Source organism: Streptomyces sp. NPDC048361, from assembly GCF_040651795.1.
In the GTDB taxonomy this organism is placed as follows: Bacteria; Actinomycetota; Actinomycetes; order Streptomycetales; family Streptomycetaceae; genus Streptomyces.
The window spans coordinates 47,231-64,322 of sequence record NZ_JBEZKW010000014.1; the positions used below are offsets into that span (position 1 = coordinate 47,231).

General features: G+C 70.6%; 12 protein-coding genes. 9 read left to right on the forward strand and 3 right to left on the reverse strand.

Annotated features, from left to right (window positions below; translation table 11 throughout):
- Nucleotides 1–5: 5 nt before the first annotated feature.
- The 7 genes from nuoI (at nucleotide 6) to recQ (ending at nucleotide 9,238) form a co-directional block, all read left to right on the forward strand.
- Nucleotides 6–692 carry an NADH-quinone oxidoreductase subunit NuoI gene (gene nuoI / locus AB0D31_RS10600; protein WP_362720089.1) on the forward strand — a complete coding sequence of 229 codons (687 nt, stop codon included), beginning with the start codon at nucleotides 6–8 and terminating at the stop codon, nucleotides 690–692.
- Nucleotides 689–1,588, forward strand: coding sequence for an NADH-quinone oxidoreductase subunit J (locus AB0D31_RS10605; RefSeq protein ID WP_362719896.1), 900 nt, complete (start codon nucleotides 689–691; stop codon nucleotides 1,586–1,588). Before nuoI ends, AB0D31_RS10605 begins: the two co-directional genes overlap by 4 nt.
- Nucleotides 1,585–1,884: an NADH-quinone oxidoreductase subunit NuoK gene (gene nuoK, locus AB0D31_RS10610; protein ID WP_100578793.1), complete on the forward strand. Its 300-nt coding sequence runs from the start codon at nucleotides 1,585–1,587 to the stop codon at nucleotides 1,882–1,884. The genes AB0D31_RS10605 and nuoK overlap by 4 nt, the downstream gene beginning before the upstream one ends.
- Nucleotides 1,885–1,899: 15 nt before the next feature.
- The gene (gene nuoL / locus AB0D31_RS10615) at nucleotides 1,900–3,855 is read left to right on the forward strand and encodes an NADH-quinone oxidoreductase subunit L (protein WP_362719899.1); all 1,956 of its coding nucleotides are present in this window, start codon (nucleotides 1,900–1,902) and stop codon (nucleotides 3,853–3,855) included.
- Between the two features lie 4 nt (nucleotides 3,856–3,859).
- Nucleotides 3,860–5,431 (forward strand): NADH-quinone oxidoreductase subunit M, encoded by a 1,572-nt coding sequence (locus AB0D31_RS10620; protein WP_362719902.1) that lies wholly within the window; start codon nucleotides 3,860–3,862, stop codon nucleotides 5,429–5,431.
- The gene (gene nuoN / locus AB0D31_RS10625) at nucleotides 5,428–7,080 is read left to right on the forward strand and encodes an NADH-quinone oxidoreductase subunit NuoN (protein ID WP_362719905.1); all 1,653 of its coding nucleotides are present in this window, start codon (nucleotides 5,428–5,430) and stop codon (nucleotides 7,078–7,080) included. Before AB0D31_RS10620 ends, nuoN begins: the two co-directional genes overlap by 4 nt.
- 298 nt (nucleotides 7,081–7,378) lie before the next feature.
- Nucleotides 7,379–9,238 (forward strand): DNA helicase RecQ, encoded by a 1,860-nt coding sequence (gene recQ / locus AB0D31_RS10630; protein WP_362719907.1) that lies wholly within the window; start codon nucleotides 7,379–7,381, stop codon nucleotides 9,236–9,238.
- A gap of 138 nt (nucleotides 9,239–9,376) precedes the next feature.
- Here the strand turns inward: recQ and fahA are convergent, their stop codons facing one another.
- Nucleotides 9,377–10,603, reverse strand: a complete 1,227-nt coding sequence (gene fahA, locus AB0D31_RS10635; RefSeq protein ID WP_362719910.1) for a fumarylacetoacetase — start codon at nucleotides 10,601–10,603, stop codon at nucleotides 9,377–9,379.
- Nucleotides 10,604–10,822: 219 nt separating this feature from the next.
- Here fahA and AB0D31_RS10640 point away from each other — a divergent pair, with 219 nt between their 5' ends.
- On the forward strand, nucleotides 10,823–12,049 hold the full coding sequence (locus tag AB0D31_RS10640; protein WP_362720092.1) for an ATP-grasp domain-containing protein: 1,227 nt from the start codon (nucleotides 10,823–10,825) through the stop codon (nucleotides 12,047–12,049).
- An 85-nt stretch (nucleotides 12,050–12,134) separates the two neighbouring features.
- On the forward strand, nucleotides 12,135–13,349 hold the full coding sequence (locus AB0D31_RS10645) for an FAD-dependent oxidoreductase (RefSeq protein WP_362719913.1): 1,215 nt from the start codon (nucleotides 12,135–12,137) through the stop codon (nucleotides 13,347–13,349).
- Between the two features lie 155 nt (nucleotides 13,350–13,504).
- Here the strand turns inward: AB0D31_RS10645 and AB0D31_RS10650 are convergent, their stop codons facing one another.
- Together AB0D31_RS10650 and AB0D31_RS10655 are read right to left on the reverse strand one after the other, a co-directional pair.
- Nucleotides 13,505–15,505, reverse strand: coding sequence for a CocE/NonD family hydrolase (locus AB0D31_RS10650; RefSeq protein WP_362719916.1), 2,001 nt, complete (start codon nucleotides 15,503–15,505; stop codon nucleotides 13,505–13,507).
- Nucleotides 15,506–15,543: 38 nt separating this feature from the next.
- Nucleotides 15,544–17,055: a peptide MFS transporter gene (locus tag AB0D31_RS10655; RefSeq protein WP_362719919.1), complete on the reverse strand. Its 1,512-nt coding sequence runs from the start codon at nucleotides 17,053–17,055 to the stop codon at nucleotides 15,544–15,546.
- Between the last annotated feature and the right edge of the window lie 37 nt (nucleotides 17,056–17,092).

The window sequence follows — 17,092 nt, forward strand, 5'->3', positions numbered from 1 at the left end:
AGTCGCTGAGCAAGAAGTCGGCGCAGCCGGCGAAGGCCGGGGAGCCGGCCGGGTCGCAGGGGTCGCAGGAACCGCAGGACAAGTTCCTCAACCCCGTGGCCGGCTTCGGTGTGACCTTCAAGGCCATGTTCAAGAAGCGGCTGACCGAGCAGTACCCGGAACAGCAGAAGGTCACCGCGCCCCGCTTCCACGGCCGCCACCAGCTCAACCGGCACCCGGACGGCCTGGAGAAGTGCATCGGCTGCGAGCTGTGCGCCTGGGCCTGTCCCGCCGACGCCATCTATGTGGAGGGCGCCGACAACACGGACGAGGAGCGCTACTCGCCGGGCGAGCGCTATGGCCGCGTCTACCAGATCAACTACGCCCGCTGCATCCTGTGCGGCCTGTGCATCGAGGCGTGCCCCACGCGGGCGCTGACGATGACCAACGAGTTCGAGCTGGCCGACTCCTCGCGCGAGAGCCTGATCTACACCAAGGAACAGCTGCTCGCCGGGCTCGACGACACCATGGTCGACAGTCCGCACGCGATCTACCCCGGCATGGACGAGCAGGACTACTACCGCGGTCTGGTCACCGAGGCCGCGCCCGGCACCGTCCGCCAGGTCGCGCTCAGCAAGGGGGAGCGGCCCCAGGAGGGCGCCTCCACCTTCGGTGACGACGAGCCCGCGTCCGGCAAGGCGGTGGGGGCATGAGCGCGCCCACCGAGCTGCTGGCCGCCGCGGCCTCGCACACCTCCACCGGCGAGGCCTTCCAGTTCTGGGTGCTCGGCACGGTCGCCGTGATCGGCGCCCTGTGCACGATCCTCATGAAGAAGGCCGTGCACAGCGCACTGTGCCTCGCCGCAACCATGATCATCCTCGCGGTGTTCTACCTCGCCAACGGGGCGTACTTCCTGGGCGTCGTCCAGATCGTCGTCTACACCGGCGCGATCATGATGCTGTTCCTCTTCGTCGTCATGCTGGTCGGTGTCACCGCGGCCGACTCGCTGAAGGAGACCATCAAGGGCCAGCGCTGGTGGGCCGCGGCCTGCGGGCTCGGCTTCGGGGTCCTCCTCATCGCGGGCATCGCCAACGCCTCCCTGAAGAGCTTCAACGGGCTCGGCCAGGCCAACGCCAACGGCAATGTGGAGGGTCTCGCCACCCTCATCTTCACCAAGTACGTCTTCGCCTTCGAGATCACCGGCGCCCTGCTGATCACCTCGGCGGTCGGCGCGATGGTGCTCACCCACCGGGAGCGCACCGAGCGCGCCAAGACCCAGCGCGAGATGTCCGAGGAGCGCGTACGCGGCAGGCACCTGCCCCCGCTGCCCGCCCCCGGCGTCTACGCCCGGCACAACGCGGTGGACATCGCGGGCCTGCTGCCCGACGGCACCCCCTCCGAACTCACCGTCAACCAGACCCTGCGCGGCCGCGGCCAGATCCGCGACGTCTCCAGCGAGGCGCTCGCCGACCTGAAGGCCCTTGAGCAGCGCTCGGAGGGCCGGCTCGGCCGGGGCAACGACTCCGGGCACGGCAGGGATGCCGGGCGCGACCAGGACCGCGGGCGCGACCACGACCTCGGGCGAGACCAAGAGGAGGCCGCCAAGTGAATCCGGTCAATTACCTCTATCTGGCAGCCCTGTTGTTCACCATCGGCGCCGCCGGGGTGCTCATCAGGCGCAACGCGATCGTGGTCTTCATGTGCGTCGAGCTGATGCTCAACGCCTGCAACCTCGCCTTCGTCTGCTTCTCCCGGCTGCACGGCAACCTCGACGGCCAGATCATCGCGTTCTTCACGATGGTCGTCGCCGCCGCGGAGGTCGTGGTCGGGCTCGCGATCATCGTGTCGCTCTTCCGTTCCCGCCACTCGGCCTCGGTCGACGACGCCAGCCTGATGAAGCTGTAAGGGGTCGCTGCAACCGTGGGAAACACACAGAACCTCATCGCGCTGCTCATCGCGGCGCCCCTGCTCGGAGCCGCCGTCCTGCTGTGCGGCGGCCGGCGCCTCGACCGGGTCGGCCACTGGCTGGGCACCCTGCTCGCCGCCGCGTCCTTCGTCATCGGCGCGGTGCTCTTCTTCGACATGCTGGGCCGCGCCGCCGACAAACGGACCGTGACCCAGCACCTGTTCAGCTGGATCCCCGTCGAAGGCTTCCAGGCCAACGTCGGCTTCCAGCTCGACCAGCTGTCGATGACCTTCGTACTGCTGATCACCGGTGTGGGCACCCTGATCCACATCTACTCGATCGGCTACATGGAGCACGACGAGAACCGCCGTCGTTTCTTCGGCTACCTCAACCTGTTCCTCGCGGCGATGCTCCTGCTGGTCCTCGCCGACAACTACCTGCTCCTGTACGTCGGTTGGGAAGGCGTGGGCCTCGCGTCCTACCTGCTCATCGGCTTCTGGCAGCACAAGCCGAGCGCGGCGACCGCCGCCAAGAAGGCCTTCCTGGTCAACCGGGTCGGCGACATGGGCCTGTCCATCGCGATCATGGTGATGTTCACGACGTTCGGCTCCTTCGCCTTCACCGCCGTCCTCGGCGGGGCCGGCCAGGCGAGCTCGGGCCGCGACACCGCGATCGGTCTGATGCTGCTGCTCGCCGCCTGCGGCAAGTCGGCGCAGGTCCCGCTCCAGTCCTGGCTCGGTGACGCGATGGAGGGCCCGACCCCGGTCTCCGCCCTCATCCACGCGGCGACCATGGTGACCGCCGGCGTCTACCTGATCACCCGCTCCGGCGCGGTCTTCAACGCGGTGCCGAACGTCCAGACGGTCGTCGTGGTCATCGGCGCGGTGACGCTCTTGTTTGGTGCGATCGTCGGTTGCGCCAAGGACGACATCAAGAAGGCCCTCGCCGGGTCGACGATGTCGCAGATCGGCTACATGGTGCTCGCCACCGGGCTCGGTCCGATCGGCTACGTCTTCGCGATCATGCACCTGGTGACGCACGGCTTCTTCAAGGCCGGGCTCTTCCTCGGCGCCGGCTCGGTCATGCACGGCATGAACGACGAGGTCGACATGCGCAAGTACGGCGGCCTGCGGACGTACATGCCGGTCACCTTCGCCACCTTCGGCCTCGGCTACCTCGCGATCATCGGCTTCCCCGGCCTGTCCGGGTTCTTCTCCAAGGACAAGATCATCGAGGCGGCGTTCGCCAAGGGCGGCACCGAGGGCTGGATCCTCGGCGCGGTCACCCTGCTCGGCGCCGCGATCACCGCGTACTACATGACGCGCGTGATGGTGCTGACCTTCTTCGGCGAGGAGCGCTGGAAGAACACGAAGACCGCGTCGCCCGCCGAACCGGACGTGGAGCCCGCCGCCGAGACGCGCGGCGCCCACGACGAGCCGCACCCGCACGAGTCCCCGAAGACCATGACGATCCCCATGATCGTGCTCGCCTTCGGATCGGTCTTCGCCGGCGGCATTTTCGGCATCGGCGACCGCTTCGTGAAGTGGTTGGAGCCGGTCACCTCCTTCGACCACGGCGACTCGCCGGTCGGGGCGTGGACGGTCACCGCCGCCACCATGGTCTGCCTGCTCATCGGCGTGGGTCTCGCGATCGCCCAGTACGGACGGGGGCCCGTGCCCGCCGTCGCCCCGCGCGGCTCGCTGCTCACCCGGGCCGCCCGCCGCGACCTGCTCCAGGACGACTTCAACCACGTGGTCCTGGTCCGCGGCGGCGAACACCTCACCCGCTCGCTCGTCTACCTCGACCACAGCCTGGTCGACGGAGTCGTCAATGGAACCGCCGCCTCGGTCGGCGGGCTCTCCGGCCGCCTGCGCAAGCTGCAGAACGGCTTCGCCCGCAGCTACGCGGTCTCGATGTTCGGAGGTGCTGTGGTGATCATCGCCGCGACTCTGCTGATGAGGGCGGTGTAACGCGATGTCCTTCCCTCTGCTCACCGCGACGGCCGCCCTGCCGGCGCTCGGCGCGGTCGCGACCGCTGCGGTCCCGGCCGCCCGGCGCACCGCCGCCAAGTGGCTGGCCCTGCTGGTCTCGGTCGCCACCCTGGTGCTGGCCGCGATCCAGCTCGTACGGTTCGAACCGGGCGGCGCGCGTTACCAGTTGACCGAATCGCATGCCTGGATCAAGGACTTCGGCGTCCGCTACGAACTGGGCGTCGACGGCATCGGCGTCGCCCTCATCGGGCTCACCGCACTGCTCATCCCGTTCATCATCGCGGCCGGCTGGCACGACGCCGACCCCCTGGAAACGCACAGCAGCCGCTGGCGGCCCACCCAGGGCTTCTTCGCCCTGATCCTCGCCGTCGAGGCAATGGTGGTGCTCTCCTTCGAGGCCACCGACGTCTTCCTCTTCTACATCCTGTTCGAAGCCATGCTCATCCCGATGTACTTCCTCATCGGCGGCTTCGGCGACCGGGCACACAGTCAGGGCGACGAGGCGGCGGCGACCCAACGCTCGTACGCGGCCGTCAAGTTCCTGCTCTACAACCTGGTCGGCGGCCTCATCATGCTGGCCGCGGTCATCGGCCTGTACGTGGTGGCCGGATCGTTCTCGCTGAACGAGATCGCCGCGGCCCGCGCGAGCGGCTCGCTCCACATGGCGACCAACACCGAGCGGCTCCTCTTCCTCGGTTTCTTCTTCGCCTTCGCGGTGAAGGCCCCCCTGTGGCCGCTGCACACCTGGCTGCCCAACGCGATGGGCGAGGCGACCGCGCCGGTCGCCGTCCTGATCACCGCGGTCGTCGACAAGGTCGGCACCTTCGCGATGCTGCGCTTCTGCCTCCAGCTCTTCCCGGAGGCCAGCAAGTGGGCGACGCCGGTGATCGTGGTGCTCGCCGTGATCAGCATCATCTACGGGGCGCTGCTCGCGGTCGGCCAGCGCGACATCAAGCGCCTGGTCGCGTACGCGTCGATCTCGCACTTCGGCTTCATCATCATGGGCATCTTCGCGATGACCAGCCAGGGCCAGTCCGGCGCCACGCTCTACATGGTCAACCACGGGATCTCGACGGCCGCCCTGATGCTGGTGGCCGGCTTCCTGATCTCGCGCCGCGGCTCCCGGCTCATCTCGGACTACGGCGGCGTCCAGAAGGTCGCGCCGGTGCTCGCCGGCACGTTCCTGATCGGCGGTCTCGCCACCCTGTCCCTGCCGGGCCTTGCTCCCTTCATCAGTGAATTCCTGGTCCTGGTCGGCACGTTCAGCCGCTACCCGGTGGCCGGTGTGGTCGCGACCCTCGGCATCGTCCTGGCCGCGCTCTACGTCCTCGTCCTCTACCAGCGGACGATGACCGGCCCGGTCAAGGCGGAGATCCAGGGAATGCCCGACCTCAAGGTCCGTGAACTGCTGGTGGTCGCCCCGCTGATCGCGTTGCTGATCTTCCTCGGCGTCTACCCGAAGCCGCTGACGGACATCGTCAACCCGGCGGTGCGGCACACCATGTCGGACGTACACAAGAAGGACCCCAACCCCGCGCTGGAGGCGGCCAAGTGAGCCCATCAGCTGTCCACAGCCTGTGGACCACGGCGGCCGAGGGAAAGCTGGACAAGATCCCCACGCCGCACATCGAGTACGCGCAGCTCGCACCCACGCTGATCGTGGTGGGCGCGGCGGTCATCGGCGTCCTCGTGGAGGCCTTCGTCCCGCGCCGCGCCCGCTACTACACGCAGGTGTTCCTCTCGGTGGTCGCACTCGCCGCCGCCTTCGCCGCGGTCGTCGGCCTCGCGGCCGGCGGCTACGGCACCACCAAGGCGCACATCGCGGCCATGGGCGCGGTCGCCGTCGACGGCCCCGCGCTCTTCCTTCAGGGCACCATTCTGCTGGCCTCCATCGTCGCGGTCTTCACCTTCGCCGAGCGCCGCCTCGACCCGGAGGCGCACGGCAGCAGGGTGGACTCCTTCGCCGCCCAGGCGGCCTCGGTGCCCGGCAGCGACAGCGAGAAGGCCGCCGTCAAGGCCGGCTTCACCACGACCGAGGTCTTCCCGCTGGCCCTGTTCGCCGTCTCCGGAATGCTGGTCTTCCCGGCGGCGAACGACCTCCTGACCCTGTTCGTGGCCCTTGAGGTCTTCTCCCTCCCGCTCTACCTGCTGTGCGCCCTGGCCCGCCGCAAGCGGCTCATGTCGCAGGAAGCGGCCGTCAAGTACTTCCTGCTCGGCGCGTTCTCCTCGGCCTTCCTGCTCTTCGGCATCGCGCTCCTGTACGGCTACGCGGGCTCCGTCTCGTACGCCACGATCGCCGACGTCGTCAGCGGCTCCGTCCAGAACGTCGACCCGGCGCTCGCCGGCACCATGGGCAACGACGCGCTGCTGCTGATCGGCGGGGCGATGCTCCTGATGGGCCTGCTCTTCAAGGTCGGCGCGGTGCCGTTCCACATGTGGACCCCGGACGTCTACCAGGGCGCCCCCACCCCGGTGACGGGCTTCATGGCGGCCGCCACCAAGGTCGCCGCGTTTGGCGCGCTGCTGCGTCTGCTGTACGTGGTGCTGCCCGGCATGAGCTGGGACTGGCGGCCGGTCATGTGGGGCGTCGCGATCATCACGATGCTGGGCGGCGCGGTCGTCGCGATCACCCAGACCGACATCAAGCGGCTGCTCGCGTACTCCTCGATCGCGCACGCCGGGTTCATCCTGGCCGGTGTCATCGCCACCAACGCGGACGGCATCTCCTCGGTCCTCTTCTACCTGGGGGCGTACTCGTTCGTCACGATCGGCGCGTTCGCGGTGGTCACGCTGGTGCGGGACGCGGGCGGCGAGGCGACCCACCTGTCCAAGTGGGCGGGGCTCGGCCGTCGCTCGCCGCTGGTCGCGGCGGTCTTCGCGGTCTTCCTGCTCGCCTTCGCGGGCATCCCGCTGACCTCCGGGTTCTCCGGAAAGTTCGCCGTGTTCAAGGCGGCGGCGGAGGGGGGTGCGGGGGCGCTGGTCGTGGTCGGTGTGATCTCCTCCGCTGTCGCGGCGTTCTTCTACATCCGGGTGATCGTGCTCATGTTCTTCAGCGAGCCGAAGGCGGATGGCCCGACGGTGGCGGTGCCGTCGCCGCTGACGATGACGGCGATCGCGGTCGGGGTCGCGGTGACGCTGGTGCTGGGTGTGGCGCCCCAGTACTTCCTCGATCTTGCGCATAGCGCGGGGGTGTTTGCGCGGTAGGTGTTTCTGTGGGAGTGGGTGGGGCCCTGGTGCGGGTGGGTGGCGCCGGGGCCTCCGCCTTTTCCCCACCCCGCCCCGAGATGCGCGGGGAACTGCGCGGGACGCGGGCACGGTGCGCAGTCGAAGGCGGGGTTGCCGGGGCAGCCCCAGGGCTGTCGGTACCGCCAGGCACCAGCGCCGCCAGGGGCGCGGGGCACCGCGTGGGAAGGCCGGGGTTGTGGATAACTCGGGGGGTGTCGGCGGGGGCGCCTATCGTTGCTGGGGTGAACGGTGACGAACAAGCGCGGGGGACAGAGCGATGAGCGCAACCGGCGGAACGCAGATCGTGGACACGGAGAGCGAGGCCCTGCGGACACTCCACCGCGTCTTCGGATACGACACCTTCCGCGGCGCGCAGGGCGACATCATCGAGCACGTCGTGGCCGGTGGCGACGCCCTCGTGCTCATGCCCACCGGCGGCGGCAAATCCCTCTGCTACCAGATCCCCGCGCTCGTCCGGCCCGGCACCGGCGTCGTCGTCTCCCCGCTCATCGCCCTGATGCAGGACCAGGTGGACGCCCTGCGGGCGCTCGGCGTGCGCGCCGGGTTCATCAACTCCACGCAGGACTTCGACGAGCGCCGCACGGTTGAGGCCGAGCTCCTCGCCGGCGAGCTCGACCTGCTCTACCTCGCCCCCGAGCGGCTCCGCGTCGAGGCCACCCTCGACCTGCTCTCCCGCGCCAAGATCTCCGTCTTCGCCATCGACGAGGCGCACTGCGTCGCCCAGTGGGGCCACGACTTCCGCCCCGACTACCTCGCCCTGTCCCTGCTCGGCGAGCGCTGGCCCGACGTGCCCCGCATCGCCCTCACCGCCACCGCCACCGACGCCACCCACCGCGAGATCACCCAGCGCCTCGTCATGCCGGACGCGCGGCACTTCGTGGCCAGCTTCGACCGGCCCAACATCCAGTACCGGATCGTGCCCAAGAGCGACCCGAAGAAGCAGCTCCTCACCTTCCTCAAGGAGGAGCACGACGGGGACGCGGGCATCGTCTACTGCCTCTCGCGCGCCTCCGTCGACAAGACCGCCCAGTACCTCAGCGACAACGGCATCCAGGCCGTCCCGTACCACGCGGGGCTCGACGGCGGCACGCGCGCCCTCAACCAGTCCCGCTTCCTGCGGGAGGACGGCCTGGTGGTGGTCGCGACCATCGCCTTCGGTATGGGCATCGACAAGCCCGACGTCCGGTTCGTCGCCCACCTCGACCTGCCCAAGTCGGTCGAGGGCTACTACCAGGAGACCGGCCGCGCCGGGCGCGACGGGCTGCCCTCCACGGCCTGGATGGCGTACGGGCTGCAAGACGTCGTCCAGCAGCGCAAGATGATCCAGGGCGGCGAGGGCGACGAGGCGTTCCGGCGCCGGGCCGCCGCGCACCTCGACGCGATGCTCGCGCTCTGCGAGACCGCCTCCTGCCGGCGGGCCCAGCTCCTCGGCTACTTCGGCCAGGAGGCAACCGCCGAGACCTGCGGCAACTGCGACACCTGCCTCACCCCGCCCCAGACGTGGGACGGCACGGTCGCGGCGCAGAAGGTGCTCTCCACGGTCGTACGCCTTCAGCGCGAGCGGGGCCAGAAGTTCGGCGCCGGCCAGATCATCGACATCCTGCTCGGCCGCAGGACCGCGAAGATCATCCAGTTCGACCATGACGCGCTGTCGGTCTTCGGTATCGGGGAGGATCTCTCCGAGGCTCAATGGCGCGGTGTGGCACGGCAGTTGCTCGCGCAGGGGCTGCTCGCGGTGGAGGGGGAGTACGGGACGCTGGTGCTGACCGAGGCGAGCGGGGAGGTGCTCGGGGGGCGGCGCGAGGTCCGGATGCGGACGGAGCCGGAGAAGCCGGCGCGGGCGGCGGCGCGCAGCGCGTCGAAGAAGTCCGCCGTCGCGGCCGACCTGCCGCCCGAGGTGGTCCCGGTCTTCGAGGCGCTGCGGGCGTGGCGGGGGGCGCAGGCGAAGGAGGCGGGGGTTCCGGCGTACGTCATCTTCCACGATGCGACGTTGCGGGAGATCGCTACGGTTCGGCCGGGGTCGTTGGACGAGTTGGCCACGGTCAGTGGGGTGGGGGAGGCCAAGCGCGCCAAGTACGGCGAGGCCGTCCTGGCCGTGTTGTCCGACCTGAGCTGACTCCTGGGGCTCCGCCCCAGACCCCAACGCGCTCACCCACCCACCCGCCCCCTTTCCCCCGGAGGGGCTAGGGAAGGGGGCGGGGTGGGGGAAAGTCCCGGAGGGGGCGGCCCGTTCCGCAACAGCCCGCGGCGTGGGTCAGAGGGACGGGGTGATGCGGCCCCGGACCTCGCCCAGGCCCACCGGAACCCCGTGCGGCCCGGCCGCCCAGGCCGTGAGGGTGACCTCGTCGCCGTCCTCCAGGAACGTCCGCTTGCCGGAGGTGAGTTCCAGCGGCTCCGTGCCGTTCCAGGTGAGTTCGAGGAGCGACCCGCGCTGGTCGCGCTCGGGGCCGCTGACCGTGCCCGAGCCGAACACGTCACCCGTACGCAGCGACGCGCCGTTCACCGTCATGTGGGCCAACTGCTGCGCGGCCGTCCAGTACATCGACGAGAACGGCGGCTCGGCGACCGGCGTGCCGTTGATGGAGACCGTGATGCGCAGGTCGAACCCGCCCGGGACCTCCTCGGCGGAGTCGTCCAGGTAGGGGAGGAGGGGGAAGTCCCGGGCGGGCGGGGCGACGCGGGCCGCCGTCAGGGCTTCCAGGGGGGTGACCCACGCCGAGACCGACGTCGCGAAGGACTTGCCGAGGAAGGGGCCGAGCGGCACGTACTCCCAGGCCTGGATGTCCCGCGCGGACCAGTCGTTGAGCAGGAAGAGGCCGAAGACGTGGTCGTCAAAGGAGGCCAGGTCCACCGGCTCGCCCAGGGTGGAGGGCGTACCCACCACGAAGCCCACCTCGGCCTCGATGTCCAGCTTGACGGAGGGGCCGAAGAGCGGGGCGGCGTCGGCGGGCGTCTTGCGCTGACCCTGGGGGCGGCGTACCTCCGTGCCCGAGACCACGATCGTGCCCGACCTGCCGTGGTAACCGATGGGCAGATGCTTCCAGTTGGGGGTGAGCGCGTCGCTGTCGGGGCGGAAGATCTGGCCCACGTTGGTGGCGTGGTGCTCGCTGGCGTAGAAGTCGACGTAGTCGGCGACCTCGTACGGCAAGTGCAGCTCGACCTCGGAGAGCGGGTGCAGCAGGGGCTCTATCACCGGGCGGTGCGCGGGCACCGTCACCCAGGCGGTGAGCGCCCGGCGCACGTCGCGCCAGGCCGTGCGCCCCGCCGCGAGGAGCGGGTTGAGGCTCGGCTTGGCGAGGAGCGCCGCGTACGGGGAGCCCAGCGCGTGCGCCGCCGCCCCCGCGTCGAGGACGTGGTCGCCGATGCGGACGCCGACCCTGCGGTCGGCCGGGCGGTCCGGCGTGGAGAAGACGCCGTACGGGAGATTGTGCGGGCCGAAGGGATCGCCCTCGGCCAGTTCGAGCGGGCTCTGCTCGGACATCGGTGCCTGCCTCGCTTTCCACGGGTGTGGGCTACACGTTACGTCGGGGATGCTCGGCGCGGCAGTGCCTAAAGAGTTCGCAATGTCCGGAAATTCCCCCTCCGGAGGTGGTCGTTTCCCCTTAGCGTCTCTGTCCGGGGCGGGACCGGCGAGGGGGCCGCGCGCTCTGTCGGGGTGTCGGGCTTTCTGTCCCGAGGGGGGCTGGTGGCGGGCAGTGGCGTGCTGTTCAGGGCGGACCGGGACGTACCCGGACTCATAGTGAAGTTCGGGAACTATCCGCTGCACCACGGCGGGGTCGGCGCCATCCGCAGTCTCGGCAGGCTGGGCGTGCCGATGTACGCGATCACCGAGGACCGCTGGACACCCGCGGCCCACTCCCGTTACCTCACCCGTGCCTTCGCCTGGCCGACGACCGGCGCCGAGGAGCCGGCCGTGCTCGTCGAGGGGCTGCTCGCCGTCGGCAGGCGCATCGGGCGCCCATCCGTCCTGATCCCCACCGATGAAGAGGCCGCGGTGCTGATCGCCGAGCACCAGAGGGAGCTCGCCGGGCGCTTCCTCTTCCCGCCGGTGGCACCGGAGTTACCCCGGCGCCTGGCCAGCAAGCAGGGGCTGCACGAGCTGTGCGTGGAGCACGGCGTGCCGTCCCCGGCGGCCGCCTTTCCCGAGACGTACGCCGATGTCGAGGGCTTCGCCGAGCACGCGCTCTTCCCGGTGGTGGCCAAGAACCGGGAGGCGTTCGTGCGGCGCCGCAGCCCCGCGGTGGCCGGCACGACCCGGATCGAGGACCGCCGGCATCTGCTCGCATTGGCCCGCCGCTGGGGCGAGCGGCCGGGCGTGATCCTCCAGGAGTACCTGCCGCGCGAACAGGCCGAGGACTGGATCGTGCACGCCTACTTCGACGAGCACTCCACCCCGCTCGCACTGTTCACCGGCGTCAAGGTGCGGTCCTGGCCGCCGCACGCCGGGATGACGGCCAGCGCGTACGTCGTCGACAACCCCGAACTCGCCTCGCTGGCCGCACAGTTCGTGAAACACATCGGCTTCAGCGGTGTCGCCGACCTCGATCTGCGCTTCGACCGCCGTGACGGCCGGTACAAGCTCCTGGACTTCAATCCGCGCATGGGCGCCCAGTTCCGCCTCTTCGAGAACGGGGCCGGGGTGGATGTCGTCCGCGCCCAGCACCTCCACCTCACCGGGCGCCGGGTGCCGGAGGGCGAACAGCGCGCCGGACGACGCTATGTGGTCGAGAACATCGACCTGCCCGCGCTGCTCGCCTACCGGCGCAGCGGCTACACCACGCCGCACGCGCCCGAGCGCCCGGCCGGCACCGAGCTCGCCTGGATCGCGCGGGACGACCTCCGTCCCTTCGTCACGATGCTGGCCCGCTTCGTACGGCCGGGGGCCCGGCATCTGTACCGCCTCTGGCAGAGCTCGCGGCGCACCTAGGCCGGCGGGCGCGGAGGCCGGACTCCGGGAAGCGGGAGCCGGCGGAGGCGGGGGCCGAACTCCGGTAAGCGAGAAGGGATTGCGAGTGGGTACAGCGAGTACGCCGGTGCGTCCGGTGGTGGTCATCGGGGCGGGGCCGTTCGGCCTGTCCGCCGCCGCACATCTGCGCGCCCGGGGCATCCCGGTGCGTGTCTTCGGCTCGCCCATGGTGAGCTGGCGCGAGCACATGCCGGCGGGCATGCTCCTCAAGTCGACGCCGGTCGCCTCCACCATCGACGCGCCGCAGCCGGGGTACGGGCTGCTCGACTTCTGCGCGGAGACCGGCACGCGGCGCCTCGAATCGGAGTGGGACCTGATTCCGGTGGAGGACTTCGCCGCGTACGGGCAGTGGTTCGCCGCGAAACTCTTCCCCGATCTGGAGCAGGTCAGGGTCGTCTCGGTCGACCGGGCGCCGGGCGGCGGCTTCGCCCTGAAGCTGGACTCCGGGGAGAGCTGCGAGGCGCGGGCGGTCGTCGTGGCCACCGGGCTCTCCGGGCTCGCCCGGCTGCCGCGCGAACTGGCCGCGGCGATACCCGACGGCCCCTCGGCGACGGGCCCCGTCTCGCACGCCGCCCAACACCGCGACCTGTCCGGTTTCGCCGGTCGTGAGGTGCTCGTGATCGGCGCGGGTCAATCCGCCCTGGAGAACGCCGTGTTGATGGCGGAGGCGGGGGCGAACGTACGGGTCGTGGCGCGGCGGGCGGGCGCTGTCGGCTTCGGCGACGCACCCGACCGGCAACCCCGGTTCAGCCCCAACTCCCCCTTCGGCAAGGCGTGGTCGCTGTACGCCCTCTCCTACCACGCGACACATGTACGCCACCTTCCGGCGCCGGCCCGCCACTACCTGGTACGCCGTGTGCTGGGCCCGCTGGGCGCGTGGTGGCTGCGCGAACGCTTCACGGGGCGGGTCGCGGTGACCGACGGCCGGCGGATCGTACGGGCCCGGGTGGAGCGGGGCCGGCCGGTGCTCACGCTGAGCGGCGGGGCGGGGGTGGAGCGGGAACTCTCGGCGGACCACGTCATGGCGGCGACGGGATACCGCATGGACGTGGCGGCGCTGGACTTCCTGGGAGACGGCGTGCGGACGGGGCTCGTCACGTCGCGGGGGGCGCCGGTGCTGGATGCGGGCTTTCAGTCCGCGGTGCCGGGGCTGTACTTCACGGGGCTGGGGGCGGCGTCTTCCTTCGGGCCGCTGATGCGCTTCGTCTGCGGCACGCGATACGCGTCGCCGCGGCTGGCGACGTCGCTGGCGGCCCGCTGACCCCCTTTCGCGCAGTTCCCCGCGGGCCTCGAAGGGTCGGCTTTCGGGTGCGGACCGTGCCCGCGTCTCGCGCAGTTCCCCGCGCCCCTAACCCCGTTTTCGGGTGCGGACCGTGCCCGCGTCTCGCGCAGTTCCCCGCGCCCCTGACTAGGGGGTCAGCCCGCCGCGCGGGGTACGCGGCGTTCCCACGTGCGGTGGAACACCACCTCACCGCCCTCCCGGCACACCACCTCGTCCGACGTCACGAAATCCGCCGCGTCGCACGTGATCTCCGAGCGCGTGTCCACGCTCACGTCCCACCCCAGCTCCGGCCGGTGCAACCGGATGTGCCACTCCGAGCGCGTCCGGGCGGACAGCGGGTCGTCCGACTGGATCACGTACGTCTCCTTCGCGTCCTCCGTGAATTCGAGGCCGTCCGGGTAGACCCGGGTCCCGCCATATCGGGGGTCGACCTCCAGCCGCCACTCGCCCTTCGCCACGTCGCGTACGACGAGGCGTTCCGGGCGGGGCTCGTCCAGCGGGGCCGGGTAGGAGACGCCGAGCGGTTCGGACTGTTCGGGGTCGGCGAAGGCGATCGTGTCGTCGGACGTGCCCTCCCTGACCGGGAGTTGGAGGGAGGAGCCTGCCGGGTCGAGGGTGAAGCCCACCGAGTCGGCCTGCGGCCAGATCCACGGCCAGTACGCGGAGGACACCGCGAGCCGGATGCGGTGGCCCGGAGGGAAGGCGTGGCCGATGCCGTTGAGGGAGAACACCACGTCCTCCGTCGCGCCCAGCGGCCACGCGTCGGCGCGGTCCCGGCCGTGCCGGGCGGAGAGGTTCAGGACGCCCCGCGTCACCAGCGTCGACGAGCCGTCCGGGGCCACGTCGCAGAGGCGCGCGATCGCCTGCCCGAACGGTACGTCCATGCGCAGACGCAGGGTCACGCGCGGGCGGCCCAGGATTTCCAGGGGGCCCGAGTCCGCCGGTACCGGGAAGTCGAAGGCGGCCGAGTGGGCGTCCTCGGCGCGCTGGTCGGGGGGCAGGTCGGCATCGTTGCCGAACGGGAAGAAGCGCCCGGCGTCGAGCCCGGTGTGCTGCGGCGAGCGCACCCGCACGGGTTCGCCGCCCAGCGCGTACGACACGGGCGTGACGTGCGGCGAGGGCCACGCCGGGTCGCCCACCCAGCGGCCCGGGAGCTCCGCGTAGACCGTGGCCGGCGGGTGCGACTCGCTGATCCAGGAGCGCAGCAGGGGCTCCTTCATCACGCCCGTCTCCTCACCCTTGAGGTGGTGGTCCCACCAGCGCAGGGTCTCCTGGAGGAAGCCGATCGCGGGCCCGGGCGGAAGGCCGCGGTCGGGGTACTGGTGCGACCAGGGCCCGATGAGGCCCCGTACGCGGTCCGCGCGGAGGTGTTCCACCAGGCGCAGGACCGTGTCGCGGTACGGGTCGTGCCAGCCGCCCACCGCGAGGACCGCCGCGCCGATCGCCCCGTAGTCCTCGCAGACGCTGCCGTGCTTCCAGTAGGCGTCCCGCGTCTGGTGGGCGAGCCAGGTGTGGATGAACGGCTTCACCGCTTCGAGCCGTTCCAGCCACATTTCACGCCATTTTTCTCCGACGAACGCCGGGTCCGGCGGACGCGAGACGAAGGCGAGCATCGTCGCCGCCCAGGCGTGCATGTCGACGGCGAGCACCGAACCGCCCATGTAGTGCACATCGTTGTCGTAGCGGTCGTCGGCCGAGCAGACCGTCACGATCGCCTTGAGCGGTTCGGGCGCGAGCGCGGCGATCTGGAGGCTGTTGAAGCCGCCCCAGGAGATGCCGAACATGCCGACCTTGCCGGTGCACCAGTCCTGCGCCGCCAGCCAGTTGACCACCGCGACCCCGTCGGCCAGCTCGGTTGCGTCGTACTCGTCGCCCGGCAGCCCCTCGGAGCAGCCGTGGCCGCGCACATCGACACGGACCGAGGCGTAGCCGTGCCCCGCGTACCAGGGGTGGCGCTGCCAGTCGCGCGGCGCCGTCCAGTCGGTGAGGCGGTACGGGAGGTATTCGAGCAGCGCGGGAACGGGCTCCTCGCCGACCGGGCGCCAGACCCGCGCGTACAGGAGCGTGCCGTCGGGCAGCGGGATCCGGACATCCTCGCGCTGCGTCTCGTACGGGAATTCGGTGCGGATGTGCATGGCGGCGACCTCGGGGGAACGGGGTGCGTGCTCGGGACTCAGTGGACGGGGTGCATGGTGCGCTTGAGCCAGGGGGCGGCGACGATCACGGCGATGCCGACGAGCACCGCGATGGCGCCGTTGACGCCGAAGTACGCCGGGTTGGAGACCTTTCCGTACACCTTCACGGTCTGTGCCTGGATGCCGTTGGCGAGGGCGAGGGAGAGGAACCAGAGCGACATCGTCTGGCTGGCGAAGGCCCGCGGGGCGAGCTTGGTGGTGGCCGACATGCCGGAGGTTTCCAGCAGGATGTCGCCGAGTCCGAGCAGCAGGTACGAGCCGACGATCCACCAGGCCGCCATTTTGTACGTGTCGGTGGGGTGTCCCGAGGTCGGCAGGACCATCAGCAGGAACGACAGGCCGCCCAGGATCACCCCGAAGGCGATCTTGTTGGAGGCGTGAGGTTGGCGCGGGCCCATCCGGGCCCACACGGCGGCCACCACCGGCGCGAGCGCCACCTCGAACGCGCCCAGCGCGGAGGCGTACCAGCTGGCCGGGAAGTGGAAGCCGAGGATGGTCGTCTCGGCGTTGGTGGAGGCGAGCAGCATCATCGTCGAGTACGCCTGGAACAGGATGAAGTTGAAGGCCACGGAGGCCAGGAAGAGCACCACGTACGGTCGCAGGCGGCCGCGCTCCCCGGCACTCACCCGCGGGCTCGCGAACATCACCGCGAAGTAGACGATGGGCGCGATCACCGAGATCAGGGTGAGCAGGTCGACGAAGCGGCCCATCGTCAGCCAGCCGCCGAGGGCGAGCAGTACCGCGAGCGCGGCCACGATCACGGCGCCGAGGACCATCAGGCGGACCGCGCGCCGCATGCCCTCGGGCGGCAGGGCGAATTCGGCCGTGTGCTTGCGTCCGGCCAGGTGGCGGCGGCCGAGCACGTACTGGATCAGGCCGAACGTCATGCCGACCGCGGCCGCCGAGAAGCCCCAGTGCCAGCCCTTGTGGTCGCCGAGCCAGCCGGTGATCAGCGGGCCGAGGAAGGCGCCGATGTTGATGCCCATGTAGTAGAGCGCGAACCCGGCGTCGCGCCGCTCGTCGTCGGTGCGGTACAGCTTGCCGACCATGGTGGCGACATTGGGCTTGAGCAGGCCGGTGCCCGCGCTGATCAGACCGAGCCCCACCCACGTCATCACCGGTGCGGGCACGGCCATCGCGTAGTGGCCGCACGCGATGAGGATGCCGCCGTACAGGACCGCGCGGTAGGAGCCGAGGATGCGGTCGGCGAGCCAGCCGCCGCCCACCGAGACCAGATAGACGAGCGTGCCGTACGCGGCCGAGACGGAGGCCGCGGTGCCGGCGGCCATGCCCATGCCGTCGTTCGCGACGGAGTCGGCGAAGTACAGGACCAGGATGGCCTGCATGCCGAGGAACGAGAACCGCTCCCACACCTCCAGGCCGGAGAGGACGACCAGGCCGCGGGGCTGACCGAAAAGGGCGTGGTCGTCCTGGGGCGGCGGCTGCTCCGCGGCCGGTTCCTCGGGGGTCTCAGCCATGGTCTCGGACAAAAGCACCCCTCCTGGTCGTATGAGCTGATCAAGAACA